Below are 17,647 nucleotides of genomic sequence, written 5' to 3'. Positions count from 1 at the left end.
CGATCTCCGCACCGGCGGCTCCCGAGGTGTCGCCGTCTCTCTCGGATCTCGGAGGACCCACATGCACGTCCTTTCCGCGGGCGCCCGGCGCGCCCGCAGACTCCGCTCGAGCCTGGTGATCGCACCCGTTGCGGTCCTCGGCGTCACCCTCAGCCTGGGTGCGCCGGCCGTGGCGGACGGCGACGACCCGGGACCCGGCGCCAGCGACGGCGCCGGGCTCAGCGGGACGAAGGCGGACCTGACCCGCTTCAAGTCCGGCCGCTACGTGGTCATGCTGGCGGCCCCGCCCGCCTCCACGGCCGACCAGACGCGGGCCCCGTCGGGCAAGCAGTTCGACGCCCGCGGCAACGGCGTGGCGTCGTACACGAAGAAGCTGCGCTCCTCGCACGACAAGATGGCGCGCGACCTCGGCTTCGACGTCGAGCGGCACTACACGCTCTCGGCCAACGGCTTCGTCGCGGACCTGACCGCCAAGCAGGCCACCGAGCTGGCGACCGACCGTCGCGTGCTCACCGTGCAGAAGGACTCCATCGTCTACGCGGACACGTGGAACACCCCGGACTTCCTGGGGCTCTCCGGCAAGAAGGGCGTCTGGAAGACGCTCGGCGGCGAGAAGAAGGCCGGCGACGGCGTCGTCGTCGGGGTCATCGACTCCGGCGTGTGGCCCGAGTCGAAGTCCTTCAAGGGCGAGAAGCTCACCAGCAAGCCGAAGGGCAAGTGGAGCACGAAGATCACCGGCTCCGTCACGTCCATGCGCAAGTCCGACGGCAACCTCTTCCGCGGCCTGTGCCAGGCCGGCGAGGAGTTCGCGGTCACCGACTGCAACTCGAAGCTGATCTCGGCGCGGTACTTCGTCGACGGCTACACCGAGGCGCGCACGATCGAGGAGGACTACATCTCCCCGCGCGACGGCAACGGCCACGGGACGCACACGGCCTCGACCGCCGCGGGCGGCAAGGTCGCGAAGGTCAGCACCGAGGGTCGTTCCTTCGGCACGATCAGCGGCGTGGCGCCTGCGGCCAAGGTCGCGGTCTACAAGGCGCTGTGGGCCACCGAGGACGGTCGCGCCTCCGGCACGACGTCCGACCTGGTCGCCGCGATCGAGCAGGCCGTCGCCGACGGCGTCGACGTGCTCAACTACTCGATCTCGGGCCCGACCGACACGGTCCTCGAGGCCGCTGAGATCGCGTTCGAGGGTGCCGCCGAGGCCGGTGTCTTCGTCGCCGCGTCCGCCGGCAACAGCGGCCCGGGTGCCTCGACCGTCGCGCACAACAGCCCGTGGGTGACCACGGTCGCCGCGAGCACGCACACCAGCTTCGAGAACACGGTGGTGCTCGGCAACGGTCAGAAGATCGTCGGGGCCTCGATCAGCGCGAAGGCGCTGCCGAGCACGAAGCTCGTCGACGCCGCGGACGTCGGCAACGGCTCGACCTCCGGCGGCGACACCGCGCTGTGCGCCCCGGACAGCCTCGACCCGGCCCAGGTCGCCGGCACGATCGTGGTGTGCCAGCGCGGCGTCTACGACCGGGTCGCGAAGAGCGCCGAGGTGGAGCGCGCCGGCGGCGTGGGCGTCGTCCTCGCCAACATCAGCGAGGGCAGCCTCGACGCCGACTTCCACTCCCTGCCGACGATCCACATCTCCGACGTCGACGCGCCGAAGGTCTACGCCTACCTCGAGTCGGCCGGCGACAGCGCCACCGCGCGCTTCGACCTCGGCAACCTGTCGGGCACGACCACCCCGGTCCCGCAGATCGCCGGCTTCTCCTCGCGCGGCCCGGCCGCGTCCGACGACAGCGACCTGCTGAAGCCGGACATCTCGGCCCCGGGCGTCAGCGTGCTGGCCGCCGTCGCGCCGCCGTCGAACAACGGTCGCGACTACGACCTCTACTCCGGCACGTCGATGTCGGCGCCGCACGTCGCGGGCCTCGCCGCGCTCGTCCAGGGCGTGCACCCGCGCTGGGAGCCGATGAAGATCAAGTCGGCCATGATGACGACGGCGACCGACCTCAAGGACGCCGACGGCAAGCGGTCGAAGGACCTCTTCGCCCAGGGTGCCGGACACGTCAACCCGAAGGCCTTCCTCAACCCGGGCCTGTTCGTCCTCTCCGACTGGGAGCAGTGGTACGGCTACATCACCGGCCTCGGCCTCGACACCGGCGTGCCCGCGCTGGAGCCGAACGCGGTCAACCTGCCCTCGTTCGCCGAGGGCCACGTGATGACGTCGGCGACCCTGGCACGCACCTTCACCGCGGCCCGCAAGGGCACGTGGAAGGTCAAGGTCAACGTCCCCGGCTTCAAGTCCACGGCGTCCAAGGCGAAGATCACGGCCAGGAAGGCCGGCCAGGACATGCGGGTGCGCTTCACCTTCGAGCGCACCACCGCCCCGCTCAGCCAGTGGGCGTTCGGCCACGTGACGCTGACCGGTCCGACGACGGTGCGGCTGCCCGTGGCGCTGCGGCCGGTCTCGGTGAAGGCGCCCACCTCGGTCGGCGGCACCGGCGTGGACGGCTCGGTGGAGGTCCCGATCACCGGCGGCTTCAACGGTGACCTGCAGGTCTCCGCCGCCGGGCTGGCCAAGGGACAGGTCTCCGAGGGGTCGCTCGCCGTCGGTGGCTACACCCTCGAGTGCGTGACGATCGGCGAGGGCAACGACCTCGCCCAGTTCGACCTCGTCGCGCCGGACCAGACCAGCGACCTGGACATGTACATCTACGCCAGCGAGTCCTGCGACCCCGGTGACATCTACGCGATCGCGGGCGAGGCGGCGACCCCGTCGCCGGGCGAGACCTTCTCGCTCGAGGGTGCGCCGGCCGGCACCTACATCGTCGAGGTGGATGCCTTCTCGGCTGGCGAGCAGGGCGCCCCGGTGCCGTGGTCGCTGCGGGTCTTCGACCTCGGCGGGACGCCGCCGGTCGGTGACCTGACCGTCGACCCGAACCCGGTGCCGGTCACGACCGGCGGGGACACCTCCTTCGACGTGTCCTGGACCGGGCTCGACCCGGACGCCCACTACTTCGGGCTGCTCGGGTACGACGGCGCGCCGAACTCGACGTTCGTCTACGTCGACACCACCTCCTAGGAGTTCCGCACCGGCGGGCACCACCGCCGCACACCACCACGTGAGGGTTCCTTCACAGTGACCGCGAGGCACTGTGAAGGAACCCTCACTAGTCTCGGGGCGGGCCGAGTGCCCGAACGTCCGCGTGTGGACGCCGGCGACAGTGGGACGGTCGCTGGTACCCCCCATCAGCGAGCGGGTCGCCAGGCGGCTGTGCAGGACGGCACTCGGAGGACCGGACGCGCCGGCCGGGGCTCCCGTGGGGACGATTCGGATCCCTGGCCGGCCCGTCTCGCCCAGCACGGCCCAAGGAGCCCGGCGGCTCGTCAGACGAGCTTCTTGAGCACGCCCAGCGGGGCGTGCTTCATCACCGGCGCCAGCGCGGCCCACGGCAGCGGCGGCACGCAGGCGTCGCCGACCTCCTTCTCGATGGCGGCGACCATCGCCCGCACGCCCTTCTCGGTCGAGGCCATCAGCGGCGTGGACTGCTCGACCTTGTCGTTCATCTCCGAGCGGATGTAGCCCGGGTAGAGCACGGTGACCTTGATCTTGCCCTGCAGCCTCGTGCCGTGCAGGTCGGTGCGCACGCCCTCGGCGAGGTGCGCGACCCCGGCCTTGGTGGCCGCGTAGGTCGTCATCGAGCCGGGCATCCCGCGCAGGGCCGACATCGACGACACCATCACCAGGTGGCCGGACTCCTGGGCGCGGAACACCTCCATCGCGGCCTCGGTCTGCGCCAGCGCCCCGACGAAGTTCGTCATCGCGGTCTCGAGGTTCGCGTCGAACCGCCCGGTGCCCAGCCGGGCGCCCTTGCCGAGCCCGGCGTTGACCACCACGCGGTCCAGCCGCCCCAGCTCCTCGCGCAGCTCGCCGAAGACCCGGAAGACCGCCGCGTGGTCGGTGACGTCGAGCGCCCGCAGCGCGACCCGCCGGTCCGGGTGCGCGGTCAGCAGCTCGTCGCGGAGCTCCTCGAGCCGCTCGGTACGCCGCGCGGCCAGCCCGACGTCGTACCCGCGGGCGGTGAGCTGGCGGGCCATCTCGGCGCCGAGGCCGCTGGACGCACCGGTGATCAGGACGGTCTTCGCGCTGCTCGTCATGCGGGGAAGTGTGGCAGCGCTCGACAGGGTCGGCCATACCGGGTATACATGTCCATACCCGGTATGCACCCGGGTCCTGACCAGCCCGGGAGGCCCGATGTCCGTCAAGCACGCACTGCTCGCGCTGCTGGAGCAGCAGCCGATGTACGGCTACCAGCTGCGCGCCGAGTTCGAGCAGCGCACCGGCACGACCTGGCCGCTGAACGTCGGGCAGGTCTACACGACGCTGACCCGGCTCGAGCGCGACGGCCTCGCGGCGGCGCAGGGGGAGGACGCCGAGGGGCACGTGATCTACCGGATCACCGACGCCGGCCGGACCGAGGTCGCGACCTGGTTCACCACCCCGGTCGCCCGCACCCAGCCCCCGCGCGACGAGCTGGCGATCAAGCTGGCCCTGGCCGTGACCGTGCCGGGGGTCGACGTCGGCACCGTCATCCAGCAGCAGCGCGGCGCGACGATGAAGGCGCTGCAGGACTACACCCGGCTCAAGCGGCAGGCCGCCGGCGCGACCGCGGCCGAGCCGAGCGACCTCGCGTGGAGCCTGGTGCTCGACTCGCTCGTCTTCGCCGCCGAGGCGGAGATCCGCTGGCTCGACCACTGCGAGGCGCGGCTGCGCCGGGCCGCGGTCGAGCTGGACCGACGCGGCCCGCGCCCGACCGACGACGCCTCGGCGGCCCCGGCACCGTCCACCGAGGGCCGCGCCCGGTGACCCCGCTCGACCAGGCCCGCCGCCTCGCGCGGGCCGAGCGCCGCTGGCTGGCCGACGCGCACGACCGGCTGCGCCGCGGCCGCCCCGACCCGCGCACCGCCGCCCGCACGCGCACCGACCGCACCGTCAAGGAGCCCCAGCGATGACCGACCCCGTCCTCCGTCTCACCGACGTCCGTCGGGTGCACGGCACCGGCGCCACCCAGGTGGAGGCGCTGCGCGGCATCTCGTTCGCGGCGTACGCCGGCGAGCTGGTGGCCGTCATGGGCCCCTCCGGTTCCGGCAAGTCGACCCTGCTGACCATCGCCGGCGGCCTGGACCAGCCGACCTCCGGCGCGGTCGTCGTCGAGGGCGCCGACCTCACCGGCCTCGGCCTCGACGCCCGCGCCCGGATGCGCCGGACGTCGATCGGCTACGTCTTCCAGGGCTTCAACCTCATCCCGGCGCTCACCGCGGCGGAGAACGTCGCCCTGCCGCGCGAGCTCGACGGCGTCCCGGCCCGCACCGCTCGTCAGGAAGCGCGCGCCGCCCTGGAGGAGGTCGGCATCGGCGAGCTCGCCGACCGGTTCCCCGACGACATGTCCGGCGGCCAGCAGCAGCGCGTCGCGATCGCCCGCGCGGTCGTCGGCGAGCGGCGGCTGATCCTCGCCGACGAGCCGACCGGTGCCCTCGACACCGAGACCGGCGAGGAGATCCTCCGGCTGCTGCGTGCCCGCTGCGACGCGGGCGCCGCCGGGGTCCTGGTTACCCACGAGGCGCGCCACGCCGCGTGGGCGGACCGCGTGGTCTTCCTGCGCGACGGTGTCGTGGTCGACGAGACCGGCACGGCGTCGGTCGACCTGCTCACCGAGCCCGCGGCCCGCTGATGGGTACGACGAGGGGCGGGTGGCAGGTCGCGCTGCGCCTGGCGCGACGCGAGGCGTGGCGCCGCAAGGGGCAGACCGCACTGATGCTGCTGCTGATCTGCCTGCCCGTGGTCGCCGTGACCGCGGCCGCGGTGGTGTGGCGCACCCAGGACGTCTCCGGCGTGGAGAGCATCGAGCGACGGATGGGCGCGGCCGACGCGAGGCTGGTGGCGCACGAGGGCCCGATGGTCGAGCAGCACTTCGACCCCGACGTCGCCCAGGGCTGGGTGGGCGAGGGGACCCGGAAGCCGGCCACCCTCGACGAGGTGCTGGCCGTGGCCGGCGCCGGCCGTCCCGCCGTACCCCTCCTGCGCGAGTCGCGCACGTTCCGCACCGATGCCGGGGTGGCGGACATGGAGGTGCTCACCACCGACCTCGACAGCCCGCTGGCCGCCGGCCTGGTCCGCCCGGTCGAGGGCACCTTCCCGCCCGGGCCCGGCGAGGTCGTCGTCAACCGGGCCGCGGCCGACCGCGGACCCGGCTTGGGCGAGACCCTCACCGTCCTCCACAAGACGGCGGACGGCGAGCAGGAGGTCGAGCTCGAGGTCGTCGGCATCGCGGAGAGCGCGGTCTCCCGGGGCTACCCGTTCGCCGCCGGCCAGCCGGGCACGTTCGGCGGATCCGCGACGCACGAGCACGAGTGGCTGCTGGGCGGCGGCCCCGTCACCTGGGACGACGTCGTGGCGCTCAACCGGATCGGGGTCGCGGTCGCGTCCCGGCACGTCCTGACGGACCCGCCGCCCGACTCCGTGCTGACCTCCGGCGGCAGCCCGGTGTCCTCGCTGCTCCTCGACTCCGGCCCCGACGAGCTGACGATCACCGTGCTCGCGCTGGTCGTGGTGATGGTGCTGCTCGAGGTCGTGCTGCTCGCCGGCCCCGCCTTCGCTGTCCGCGCCAAGGCGCAGGCGCACGCGCTGGCCCTGGTGGCCGCCGCAGGAGGAACGCCGCGCCAGGCGCGCCGCACCGTCCTCGCGTCCGGCGTCGTCGTGGGCCTGGTCGGCGGCGTGGTCGGCGTCGTGCTCGGAATCGGCGCCGGGGCCCTGGCCGTGCCGGTCGCCCAGCGCTTCAACAGCACCGTGTTCGGTCCGTTCGAGGTGCCCTGGCCGCTGCTGGGCGTGGTGGCCGTGTTCGGCTTCCTGTCCGCGCTGCTGGCCGCCGTCGTGCCGGCGTTCGCCGCCTCGCGGCAGGACGTCGTGGCCGTCCTCGGCGGCCGCCGCGGCGAGGGCCGGCCGTCGACGAGGTCGCCGATCCTGGGCGTGGTCCTCCTCGGCGCCGGGGTCGCCGGCGCAGCCACCGGGGCGGTCGCCGGCCAGGAGGTCGGTGCCGTCCTCATCGCCGGGTCCGCGCTGGTCGCGGTCGTCGGCATGATCCTCGTCGTCCCGGTCGTCGTCGCGGTCGTGGCCCGGCTGGCCGCGCGGCTGCCCCTCGCGCTGCGCTTCGCCGCCCGCGACGCGGCCCGGCACCGCACACGCACCGTGCCCGCCGTCGCCGCCGTCGGCGCGACCGTCGCGGGCGTGGTCGCCCTCGGCATCGCCGTCAGCAGCCAGGAGGCCGCGAACGAGGCCGAGTACACACCACTTCTGCGCGACGGGCACGGCTCCGTGTCGCTGTCGAACCCGGACACCGACCCCGCTGCCGTCGACGCCGTCCTGCGCAAGGCCGGCCTCGATGACCAGGTCGAGGCCATCACCGGCCTCAGGCTGTCGACCGACACCGAGGAGATGGAGCTGGAGTTCCGGCAGGGCGAGGAGGCGCTGTGGCTCTCCTACTGGAGCGGCCTCGGCTCGCCGTACGCCGTCGGGGAGACCGTGCCCGACTTCGTCGACATCGCTCCCGCCGCACGGGAGCGGGCCGACGCGGTGCTGGCCGAGGGCGGCCTGGTGCTGCTGCAGGACCCGCACGCCAGCGAGGGAAGCTACACGCTGCCGCAGCTCGACGGGGACCCGGTCGCCGTCGACGTGCGGCGCTGGTCCGACGACCTCCCCGAGCCGGAGCTGGCCGCCACCGCCGAGGCGCCGACGGTGCTCCTGGAGGTCTCCGGCACGGCGACCGTGCTCGCGGTGTTCTCCCCGCCGGTGGTCGAGGACCTCGGGCTGCCCACGGCCGTGGTCGGCACGCTGCTGGCAGCGCCGATCAGCGACGAGACCGAGAAGGACGTCGCCGAGGCCCTGGCGGCGCTGCCCGGTGATCCGTACTTCTACGTCGAGCGCGGCTACCGCACGCCCGACGAGGTGCGGATCATCCAGGCCGTCCTCGCCGCCCTCGGCGGCATCCTGATGCTCGGCGGGACGCTGACCGCGACCTTCCTCGCCCTCTCCGACGCGAAGCCGGACCTGGCCACCATGGCGGCGGTCGGGGCCCGCCCGCGCACGAGGCGGGGCGTCGCCGCGTCGTACGCGCTGGTGGTCGGAGGCGTCGGTGCCCTGCTCGGGGCGCCGGTCGGCTTCATCCCCGGCGTGGCGATCAGCCAGCCGATCACCAAGGACCCGGTGACCGGCACCACCCTGCTCGAGGTGCCGTGGACCCTGGTCGGGCTGGTGGTCGTCGGGCTGCCGCTGCTCACCGCCCTCGCCGTCGGTGCGTGCGCCCGCGGCCGGCTGCCGCTGACCGCACGCATCGACTGACGGGTCGGGCCGCGGCCCTCAGACGCGGATCCGGTGCCACGGCCCCCAGATCGCGAAGGTCATGCCGCGGCTGGCCTGGATGTTCACGAAGAGCGTCTGGTGGTCGGGTGAGAAGGTCGTGCCGGCGAACTCGTCGCCGGTGCGGCCCTCCATCCGGTTCAGCGCGATGTCGAAGATCTGGCCGCCGCGGGTCAGGCCGCGCAGGTAGTTGTCCTGGTCGTGGTCCTCGCAGACGACGAGCGTCCCGCGGGCGCTGGTGGTGACGTTGTCGGGGAAGTCGAGCACGTCGCGGCCGGGCGACTGGTAGAGCAGCTGCAGCACCTGGTCGGCGATCCGGTACGCCCAGATCTGGCCGAAGCCGGTGCCCCAGCCGTCGTCGACCGGGTTCGGCCCGCCCTCGGGAACCCCGCCGCCCTGGGTCGAGCAGAAGTAGACGACACCGTCGTCGTACGCGCAGCCCTCGAGGCGGGAGAAGCGCGCAGCGCCCTGCTCGAGACCCTGCCGGGAGACGTGCTGGATCGCCGTGTCGTTGCTCGTCGGGGCGACCTCGCCCGGCGTGTAGGGGAAGGACGGCGCGGGGTCCTCGATGTCGACCCAGTCGACCCGGTACGTCGCCCGCTGCCGCTGCCTGGCGCCGAGGTCCGCCCGCGCCTGCCCCACGACCCGCAGCATCTGCAGCCGGCCGCCGTCCTCCAGCCGGCCGACCTCCATCGGGTCCGACGGCGGGAGGTAGCGGTAGAAGCCGGACGGGAACACGAAGTTGTCCTCGGTCAGGTAGAGCGCGCCGCCGACCGGGTCCCACGCCACCGCCTCGTGGGCGAAGCGCCCGGCCGAGCGGATCGGCTCCCCGCTGGCGGTCCCGTCGGCCGGCACCTCGAACACGAACCCGTGCGGCTTCGTGAGCGGCACGTTCGACGCCCCCGTGAAGTCCGGGCCGACGTCGGGGCCGTTGACGGTCTCCTCGCAGGTGATCCACGAGCCCCACGGCATCTGCCCGCCGGAGCAGTTCATCTGCGTGCCGACCAGGCTCGCCCACGACGCGGCGACGACGCCGGTCCCGTCGACCTCGACGTTGGTCGTGCCGCCGCCGGCCATCGGGTCGTAGACCGGCGCCGCGGAGCTGAACGCCGGCGCGGGGTTGTTGATCTCGTGGTTGCGCACCAGGCGGGTGCGCCCGCCGGGGCCGGGGAAGGTGCCCATGCCGTCGTGGCGGCCGGGCAGCACCGTGCCGTCGTCGAGCACGACCGGCGTGGTGGTGTCGTGGAAGGAGCGGTACTGGAAGTCCGCCGGCAGGTGCAGCCGGACCACGCCGTCGCGCAGGTCGGGCACCGGGCGGAGGTCGCGGAACGCCGGTGCCGCGGCGGCCCCCGGTGCCCGGTTCACGAAGCCCGCGAACGGCCCGCCGAGGGCGACGCCCGCGCCGACGGACTGCAGGAAGGTACGTCGTTGGATGGCCATGGGCCACGCTAACTCCGGTCGTCGGGGAGCGACAGGTGTGCGATCCGACGGATCCGGTGAAACCCCCACCGCGGCGCGCTGCCGCAGCGGAGCCGGGCGTGGGGAACCACCGCCACACCACGGCCGCCTGGCCGCAGGTCCACAGGCCGCTGAGGACCCAGTAGGCGAGCAGGGCCACGGGGACGACACCGCCGGCGAGCAGCAGGCCACCGGCCGACAGCACCGGGGTGACCCGCTGCGCGGTCAGCATCGCCTCCGGCATCCCGTCGGTGGGGGTGGTGGGGGCGACGAGGAAGCGCTGGGTGACGAAGCTGATCACCGCGGCCGCGCCGGCGAGTCCGGCGACCACGGCGACGTGCAGCCCGCTGCCGTCGTACCCGTGCGAGGCGAGGGGGACGCCGAGCAGGCTCGCCGAGCCGAAGGACGCGACCAGCGCAGGCGTGAGGGCGCCCACCGCGGTGCCGTCGGCAACCCGGGCGAGCAGGTGGTAGAGCGCCATCCAGATCGGCACCTGCGCCAACGTCGGCAGGCAGCCGAGGCGGGACACCCCGTGCTCGGCCCCGACCCGCCGGCGCTCCTCCACGAAGGCGCGTACGGCGTCGGGGTCCCTGCGCTCGAGGCGCTCGCGGTACTGCTCGGTGAGCTGTTTCAGGTGCGGCCGGGCACGGGCGGTGGCGTGGGCCTGGCGCACGCCGCGGACCACGAGGGGCAGCAGCGCGAGGCGGACGAGGACGACGACGCCGGCGATCGCGAGCAGCCAGGTGCCGGCGGCGTCGGGGTCGCCACCGAGGGTGGTGACGACGGAGTGGCTGGTCGCGACGACGGTCGCGAGGGCGTGGGACAACGGGTCGAGCAGGGACATGACGGCTCCGGGACGGGTCGGTCGACGGGTGGGGTCGGCTGGCCCGCTGGCGACCTCGGGGGTCGCTCAGGTCAGCGGGCCGCGACCGTCCCGGGCGCGCGCGGCCGGACGGGGTGCCGGACCGGGTCCGCGACCCGCGACGCCAGCGCCGGCACCGGCTGGCGGGCGCCCGGCCACGCCGCAGGCGGCGTGCCGAGCAGGCCACCGGCGGTCGTCCCGACCAGGGCGGCGACCGCCGCCGCCGCGAGCACGAGCACGCCTGCGGTCAGCGGGGCGTCGGTGGCCAGCAGCGACGTCGAGAGCGTCGTGACGAGCGAGACGAGCAGGGCGCCGACGACCGCGGCCACCCGCGCCGTGTGCCGGTGCTCGTCCCTGTCCACGCCACCGATCGTACGCATCCCGCGGAGCGACGCAGCTTGCTGCCGTGGCCGGCGCGGAGTCGCGGTCGCGCAATTAGGCAATTAAAGTCAGGCTTGACTGTTTGTTACTTCGCGAGCATGCTTGGCGCCATGTCGACCGCCACCCGCGTGCCGCAGGAGGAGCGCACCCGCGCCATGCGCCACCGGCTGATGGAGGCGACGGTCGAGCTGCTCGTCGAGCGCGGCTTCAGCGGTACGACGACCACCCTGGTCTCCGAGCGCGCCGGCGTCAGCCGCGGCGCGCAGCTGCACCACTTCCCGACGAAGAACGACCTGGTCGTCGCCGCGGTCGCGCACCTGACGGAGATCCGCGGGTCGGACCTGGAGGCGGCCGTGCAGCGGCTGCCGGAGGGCACGGACCGCACCGAGGCCGTGGTGCAGATGCTGGGCGACCACTTCGCGTCGCCGGTGTTCACCGCCGCGCTCGAGCTGTGGGTCGCCGCGCGCACCGACCCGGCGCTGCAGGAGGCGGTCGCGCCGCTGGAGCAGAAGGTGGGGCGGGAGACGCACCGGCTGACCGTGGAGCTGCTCGGCGCCGACGAGTCGCAGCCCGGCGTCCGGGAGCTGATCCAGGCCACCCTCGACCTGGTGCGTGGCCTGGGACTGGCCAACACGCTCGGTGACGACGCCCGTCGTCGCCGCCGGATCCTCAGCGAGTGGGCGCGCACCCTCGACGCCGCCCTGGGCCTCGGGGCCCGCAGGCTCGCACCCCGACCCGCGGAGAAGGAGACACGATGAGCGTCCTCGACGAGGTGCTGGCCGACCTCACCACCGAGAGCGACCAGCTGCGCGCCACCGTGGTGGCGGCCGACGCGTGGGACCGGGACACCCCGGCTGCGGGCTGGACGGTGGCCACCCAGGTCGCCCACCTGGCCTGGACGGACGAGGCCGCCACGCTCGCGGCGAACGCCCACACGCCGGAGGGCAAGGAAACCTGGGACAAGGTCGTCCTGGGCGCGATCGCGGACCCGGAGGGCTTCGTCGACACCGCCGCCCACGAGCTCGCCGCACTTCCGCCGGCCGAGCTGCTGGCGCGCTGGGACGCCGCCCGCGCCGGCCTGGTCGCCGCCCTGCGCGCGCTGCCCGAGGGCACGAAGATGCCGTGGTTCGGCCCGCCGATGTCGGCGACGTCGATGGCCACCGCGCGCTACATGGAGACCTGGGCCCACTCCCTCGACGTGCACGACGCCCTCGGCCAGCGGCCGGAGGTCAGCGACCGGATCCGGCACGTCGCGCACATCGGCGTGCGCACGCGGAACTTCGCCTACGCCAACAACGGCCTGCAGCCGCCGGGCGAGGAGTTCCGCGTCGAGCTCGTCGCGCCGGGTGGCGCGACCTGGACCTGGGGACCGGAGGACGCGGCGCAGCGGGTGACCGGGTCGGCGTACGACTTCTGCCAGCTGGTGACCCAGCGCATCCACCGCAACGACACCGACCTGGTCGCGGTCGGCGACGACGCCGAGACCTGGCTGACCATCGCGCAGGCGTTCGCCGGACCCGCCGGCGGCGGGAGGGAGCAGCGGTCATGACGACGGGCGCGATCCGGATCGCCAACTGCAGCGGCTTCTACGGCGACCGCCTCTCGGCGCTGCAGGAGCAGCTCGAGGGCGGCGACGTCGACATCATCACCGGCGACTACCTCGCCGAGCTGACCATGCTGATCCTGGGCATGGACACGCTGCGGGACGCCGACCTCGGCTACGCGCGCACCTTCCTCAAGCAGCTCGAGACCACCCTCGGCACCGCGGTCGACAAGGGCGTGAAGATCGTCAGCAACGCCGGCGGCCTCAACCCGGCCGGCCTCGCCAGCAAGGTCCGCGAGCTCGCCACCCGGCTGGGGGTCGAGGTGAAGGTCGCCCACGTCGAGGGCGACGACCTGCGTGGCGCGAACCTGTTCGAGGGGGCGCTCACCGCCAACGCCTACCTCGGCGCCTTCGGCATCGCCTCCGCCCTCACCCGGGGTGCCGACGTGGTCGTCACCGGACGGGTCACCGACGCCAGCGTCGTGGTCGGTCCCGCGATCGCCCACCACGGCTGGACGCCCATCGACCACGACGCCCTCGCGGGCGCGGTCGTCGCCGGCCACGTCATCGAGTGCGGCACGCAGGCCACGGGCGGCAACTTCTCCGGCTTCACCGACCTGTTCCGCGACGGCGCGCCGATGGTGCAGCCGCTCGGGTTCCCGATCGCCGAGGTCGCGGCCGACGGCAGCAGCATCATCACCAAGCACGAGGGCACCGGCGGTGCCGTCACCGTCGACACGGTCACTGCGCAGCTGCTCTACGAGGTGCAGACCACGCGCTACCTCAACCCCGACGTCACCACCCGCCTCGACTCGATCCGGCTGCGCCAGGCCGGCCCGGACCGGGTGGAGATCAGCGGCGTCACCGGCGCCCCGCCCCCGGAGCAGCTCAAGGTCGCGGTCAACGTGCTCGGCGGCTACCGCAACCAGGTGGAGTTCGTGCTCACCGGCCTCGACATCGACGCGAAGGCCGAGTGGCTGCGCAGCCAGCTCGACCCGCAGCTGACGGCCGCCGAGGTCACCTGGACCCAGACGCCCGCGCGCAGCGGCGACGCCGACACCGAGGAAGGTGCCTCGGTGATCCTGCGCTGCATCGGCAAGGACCCGGAGGCCGGCCCGCTCGGCAAGGCGTTCACCGGCCCGGCCGTCGAGCTCGCCCTGGCGTCCTACCCGGGCTTCACGATGACCACGCCGCCGCAGAAGCCGTCACCCTTCGGCATCTACCGCCCGGAGTACGTCGACCGCAGCGTCGTGCAGCACACCGTGGTCCACCACGACGGCACCCGCGAGGTGATCGCCGACCCGACCGAGTTCGTCGACCCGGCCGAGCTGGACCCGGAGCTGGGGAAGCGGCCCTCGCCGTACCCCGCACCGCTGGACACCATCACCCGCCGGATGCCGCTCGGCACGTTCGTGCACGCCCGCTCCGGCGACAAGGGCGGCGACGCGAACCTCGGCCTGTGGGTGAAGAACGACGGCTCCCCGAAGTACGAGGCCCGCGTGCAGTGGCTCGCGAAGGTGGTCAAGGACCGCAAGGTGCGCGAGCTCGTGCCCGAGGCGAAGGACCTCGACGTCGACGTCTACGTGCTGCCGAACCTCGGCGCGGTCAACGTGGTGATCCGCGGGCTGCTCGGCGACGGCGTCGCCGCGTCCACCCGCTTCGACCCGCAGGCCAAGGGCCTGGGCGAGTGGGTCCGCAGTCGCATCGTCCACATCCAGGAGGACCTGATCCAGTGAGCACGTTCGACCACGGCTGGACCGAGGAGCAGCTCGCGCTCAAGCGCAGCGCCATCGAGTTCACCAAGCGCGAGGTGACCCCGCACATCGACCAGTGGGAACGCGACGGAGAGCTGCCGCGGGAGCTGCAGAAGAAGCTCGCCCACGCCGGCCTGCTCGCCGTGGGCGTGCCCGAGGAGGTCGGCGGCGACGGCGGCGACCTGCTCGACATCTGCGCGATGCAGGAGGGCTTCATGGAGGCCGGCTGGTCGGGCGGCGCCATGGCCAGTGCGTTCACCCACGGCATCGCGATCCCGCACATCATCCGCAACGGGTCGCCGGAGCTCGTCGACACCTACGTGCGGCCCGTGCTGTCCGGCGACATGATCGGCTCGCTCGGCATCACCGAGCCCGGCACCGGTTCCGACGTCGCCGGCATCACCACGCGTGCGGTGCGCGACGGTGACCACTGGGTCATCAACGGCGCGAAGATGTTCATCACCTCCTCCGTGCGCGGCGACTTCGTCACCACCGCCTGCCGCACCGGCGAGGAGGGCGCCCACGGCATCTCGCTGATCGTCGTGCCCAAGGGGACACCGGGCTTCACCGTGTCCCGCAAGCTCGACAAGATGGGCTGGCTCGCCTCCGACACCGGTGAGCTCACCTTCGAGGACGTGCGGGTCCCGGTCGGCAACCTCGTCGGCCAGGAGAACCACGGCTTCTACTACATCGCCGAGCAGTTCGTCACCGAGCGGATCTGGCTGGCGCTGATGGGCTACGGCCACGCGATGCGCTGCCTGCACCTCTCGGCGCAGTACTGCCGGGACCGCGAGACCTTCGGCAAGCCGCTGACGAAGAACCAGGTCGTGCGCGCCAAGCTGGCCGAGATGCACCGCCAGGTGGCCGTCGCCCGCAGCTACACCCTCGAGGTCGCGCGGCGCTACGTCGCCGGTGAGGACGTCGTCGCCGAGGCCTGCCTGGCCAAGCAGACCGCCGTCGACACCGCGGTGTGGGTGGCCGACCAGGCCGTCCAGCTGCACGGCGGGATGGGCTACATGCGCGAGTCCGAGGTCGAGCGGCACTACCGCGACGTCCGGCTGCTCCCGATCGGCGGCGGTGCCACGGAGGTCCTCACCGACCTCGCCGCCCGGCTGCTGGGATACAGCTGATGGGCCTGCTGAAGCCGCTCGGCGGCGAGGTCACGGTCCACGTCAAGGCGCCGGTCGAGGAGGTCTGGGCGCTGGTCAGCGACGTCACCCGGATCGGCGAGTTCTCGCCCGAGACCTTCGAGGCGCGCTGGACCCACGGCGCCACCGGCCCGGAGGCGGGTGCCCGCTTCAAGGGCCACGTGCGGCGCAACGGCGTCGGGCCGACGTACTGGACGCCGTGCACGGTCACGAGGTGCGTCCAGAACGAGGTCTTCGAGTTCGGCGTCGGCCTCGACGACAAGCCGGTCAACACCTGGGGCTACCGGATGGCGACCGAGAACGGCGGCACCCGGGTCACCGAGTACTTCCGGCTCACGCCGTCGTGGTGGATCCGCGGCTACTGGCTGGTGCTGGGCCGGCTGCGCGGCCGGACGAACGAGCGCGGCATGCGCACGACCCTGGAGAGGATGAAGTCGGTGCTCGAGGAGGGGAGCGCGGCATGACCGCCGAGACCGCGGCGTCGGAGCAGGCGCCCGAGCAAACGCCCGAGCAGGCCCGCCGGGCCGCGATGGAGCAGAAGATCGCGGCCCTCCACGAGGAGCAGGCCAGGGCCGTCGAGGCCGGCGGGAAGTACGTCGCCCGCCACCGCGAGCGCGGCAAGCTGACCGCCCGCGAGCGGATCGAGCTGCTCGTCGACGAGGGCTCGGCCTTCCTCGAGCTGATGCCGCTCGCCGGCTGGGGCAGCGACTTCGCCGTCGGCGCCTCGCTGGTCACCGGCATCGGCGTCGTCGAAGGCGTCGAGTGCATGATCATCGCCAACGACCCCACCGTGAAGGGCGGCGCCCTGAACCCGTGGTCGCTGAAGAAGTCCTTCCGGGCCGGCGAGATCGCCGAGAAGAACGGCCTGCCGACGATCAACCTCACCGAGTCCGGCGGCGCCGACCTGCCGACGCAGAAGGAGATCTTCATCCCCGGCGGACGCGCCTTCCGCGACCTCACCCGGGCCAGCGCGCAGAAGCTCCCGACGATCTCGGTCGTCTTCGGCAACTCCACCGCCGGTGGGGCCTACATCCCCGGCATGAGCGACTACGTGATCATGGTCAAGGAGCAGGCGAAGGTCTTCCTCGCCGGCCCGCCGCTGGTCAAGATGGCCACCGGCGAGGAGTCCGACGACGAGACGCTCGGCGGCGCCGAGATGCACTCGCGGGTCTCCGGGTCCTCGGACTTCCTGGCCGTCGACGAGCGCGACGCGATCCGCCTGGCCCGGCGCACCGTCGCCCGGCTCAACTGGCGCAAGAAGGGCGAGGTCCCGGCGCCGACGTACGCCGAGCCCGACCTCGACCCCGAGGACCTGCTCGACCTCATCCCGGTCGACCTGAAGGAGCCCTTCGACCCGCGTGAGGCGATCCTGCGCATCGTCGACGGCACCGGGCCCGACAACGAGGTGGCCTTCGACGAGTTCAAGCCGCTCTACGGCTCCGCGCTGTGCGTGGGCTGGGCGAAGCTGCACGGCCACCCGATCGGCATCCTCGCCAACGCCCGTGGGGTGCTGATGAGCGAGGAGGCGCAGAAGGCCGCGCAGTTCATCCAGCTGGCGAACCAGAAGGACACGCCGCTGCTCTTCCTGCACAACACCACCGGCTACATGGTCGGGGCGGAGTACGAGCAGGGCGGGATCATCAAGCACGGCGCGATGATGATCAACGCGGTCTCCAACTCCTCCGTGCCGCACCTGACGGTGATCATGGGTGCGTCCTACGGCGCCGGCAACTACGGCATGAACGGCCGCGCCTACGACCCCCGCTTCCTCTTCACCTGGCCGTCGGCGAAGTCCTCGGTGATGGGCCCCGCCCAGCTCGCCGGCGTGCTCGAGATCGTCGCCCGCGAGTCCGCGGAGAAGAAGGGCGAGGTCTTCGACGCCGAGGGCTTCAAGGGCATCAAGGAGATGGTCGAGGGCCAGATCGAGGAGCAGTCGCTGCCCTACGTGCTCTCCGGGATGGTCTACGACGACGGGGTCATCGACCCGCGCGACACCCGTTCCGTGCTCGGGATCTGCCTGTCAGTCATCGACAACCAGCCGATCGAGGGCGCCATGAACTTCGGCGTCTTCCGGATGTGAGGGCTCCACAC

The 17,647-nt window shown here is 73.0% G+C and carries 14 protein-coding genes and 1 pseudogene; 11 read left to right on the top strand and 4 right to left on the bottom strand.

What is annotated here, in order from left to right:
• Positions 1-115 precede the first annotated feature (115 nt).
• Complete coding sequence (locus tag NOCJ54_RS24455; RefSeq protein WP_051485590.1) at positions 116-3,079, top strand: S8 family serine peptidase; 2,964 nt, start codon at positions 116-118, stop codon at positions 3,077-3,079.
• Positions 3,080-3,384: 305 nt separating this feature from the next.
• Here the strand turns inward: NOCJ54_RS24455 and NOCJ54_RS0107720 are convergent, their stop codons facing one another.
• A complete protein-coding gene (locus NOCJ54_RS0107720) occupies positions 3,385-4,155 on the bottom strand; it encodes an SDR family oxidoreductase (RefSeq protein WP_028655045.1) in 771 nt (256 codons plus the stop codon).
• Positions 4,156-4,252: 97 nt separating this feature from the next.
• Between NOCJ54_RS0107720 and NOCJ54_RS0107715 the strand changes: the two genes are divergently transcribed.
• Genes NOCJ54_RS0107715 through NOCJ54_RS0107700 form a run of 4 tightly spaced genes read left to right on the top strand, consistent with a single transcriptional unit; the run spans position 4,253 to position 8,392 of the window.
• Positions 4,253-4,864 (top strand): PadR family transcriptional regulator, encoded by a 612-nt coding sequence (locus NOCJ54_RS0107715; protein WP_028655044.1) that lies wholly within the window; start codon positions 4,253-4,255, stop codon positions 4,862-4,864.
• Positions 4,861-5,010 carry a hypothetical protein gene (locus tag NOCJ54_RS29385; protein WP_157514824.1) on the top strand — a complete coding sequence of 50 codons (150 nt, stop codon included), beginning with the start codon at positions 4,861-4,863 and terminating at the stop codon, positions 5,008-5,010. Before NOCJ54_RS0107715 ends, NOCJ54_RS29385 begins: the two co-directional genes overlap by 4 nt.
• Positions 5,007-5,729 (top strand): ABC transporter ATP-binding protein, encoded by a 723-nt coding sequence (locus tag NOCJ54_RS0107705; RefSeq protein ID WP_028655043.1) that lies wholly within the window; start codon positions 5,007-5,009, stop codon positions 5,727-5,729. The genes NOCJ54_RS29385 and NOCJ54_RS0107705 overlap by 4 nt, the downstream gene beginning before the upstream one ends.
• On the top strand, positions 5,729-8,392 hold the full coding sequence (locus tag NOCJ54_RS0107700) for an FtsX-like permease family protein (RefSeq protein ID WP_028655042.1): 2,664 nt from the start codon (positions 5,729-5,731) through the stop codon (positions 8,390-8,392). Before NOCJ54_RS0107705 ends, NOCJ54_RS0107700 begins: the two co-directional genes overlap by 1 nt.
• An 18-nt stretch (positions 8,393-8,410) precedes the next feature.
• On the opposite strand, the gene NOCJ54_RS0107695 is transcribed toward NOCJ54_RS0107700, so the two are convergent.
• From NOCJ54_RS0107695 to NOCJ54_RS0107685, 3 genes and pseudogenes are all read right to left on the bottom strand, one after another.
• Complete coding sequence (locus NOCJ54_RS0107695; RefSeq protein WP_028655041.1) at positions 8,411-9,850, bottom strand: PhoX family protein; 1,440 nt, start codon at positions 9,848-9,850, stop codon at positions 8,411-8,413.
• A 127-nt stretch (positions 9,851-9,977) separates the two neighbouring features.
• Positions 9,978-10,712: pseudogene (yidC, locus tag NOCJ54_RS30680) on the bottom strand (membrane protein insertase YidC); the annotation flags it as partial.
• A 71-nt stretch (positions 10,713-10,783) separates the two neighbouring features.
• On the bottom strand, positions 10,784-11,092 hold the full coding sequence (locus tag NOCJ54_RS0107685) for a hypothetical protein (RefSeq protein WP_028655039.1): 309 nt from the start codon (positions 11,090-11,092) through the stop codon (positions 10,784-10,786).
• A 129-nt stretch (positions 11,093-11,221) separates the two neighbouring features.
• Here NOCJ54_RS0107685 and NOCJ54_RS24450 point away from each other — a divergent pair, with 129 nt between their 5' ends.
• From NOCJ54_RS24450 to NOCJ54_RS0107655, 6 genes are read left to right on the top strand one after another with little or no spacing between them, the layout of a single operon-like run.
• The gene (locus NOCJ54_RS24450; protein WP_051485589.1) at positions 11,222-11,869 is read left to right on the top strand and encodes a TetR/AcrR family transcriptional regulator; all 648 of its coding nucleotides are present in this window, start codon (positions 11,222-11,224) and stop codon (positions 11,867-11,869) included.
• Positions 11,866-12,660 carry a TIGR03084 family metal-binding protein gene (locus tag NOCJ54_RS0107675; RefSeq protein WP_028655038.1) on the top strand — a complete coding sequence of 265 codons (795 nt, stop codon included), beginning with the start codon at positions 11,866-11,868 and terminating at the stop codon, positions 12,658-12,660. Before NOCJ54_RS24450 ends, NOCJ54_RS0107675 begins: the two co-directional genes overlap by 4 nt.
• The gene (locus NOCJ54_RS0107670; protein WP_028655037.1) at positions 12,657-14,390 is read left to right on the top strand and encodes an acyclic terpene utilization AtuA family protein; all 1,734 of its coding nucleotides are present in this window, start codon (positions 12,657-12,659) and stop codon (positions 14,388-14,390) included. The genes NOCJ54_RS0107675 and NOCJ54_RS0107670 overlap by 4 nt, the downstream gene beginning before the upstream one ends.
• On the top strand, positions 14,387-15,538 hold the full coding sequence (locus NOCJ54_RS0107665; RefSeq protein WP_028655036.1) for an acyl-CoA dehydrogenase family protein: 1,152 nt from the start codon (positions 14,387-14,389) through the stop codon (positions 15,536-15,538). Before NOCJ54_RS0107670 ends, NOCJ54_RS0107665 begins: the two co-directional genes overlap by 4 nt.
• Positions 15,538-16,020, top strand: a complete 483-nt coding sequence (locus NOCJ54_RS0107660; RefSeq protein ID WP_028655035.1) for an SRPBCC family protein — start codon at positions 15,538-15,540, stop codon at positions 16,018-16,020. Before NOCJ54_RS0107665 ends, NOCJ54_RS0107660 begins: the two co-directional genes overlap by 1 nt.
• Entirely contained in the window at positions 16,017-17,636 is a 1,620-nt protein-coding gene (locus NOCJ54_RS0107655) for an acyl-CoA carboxylase subunit beta (protein WP_028655034.1), read from the top strand. The genes NOCJ54_RS0107660 and NOCJ54_RS0107655 overlap by 4 nt, the downstream gene beginning before the upstream one ends.
• Positions 17,637-17,647 lie beyond the last annotated feature (11 nt).

Source organism: Nocardioides sp. J54 (genome assembly GCF_000519005.1).
Classification (GTDB): Bacteria; Actinomycetota; Actinomycetes; order Propionibacteriales; family Nocardioidaceae; genus Nocardioides.
This window is presented reverse-complemented; position numbering and strand designations above follow the sequence as displayed.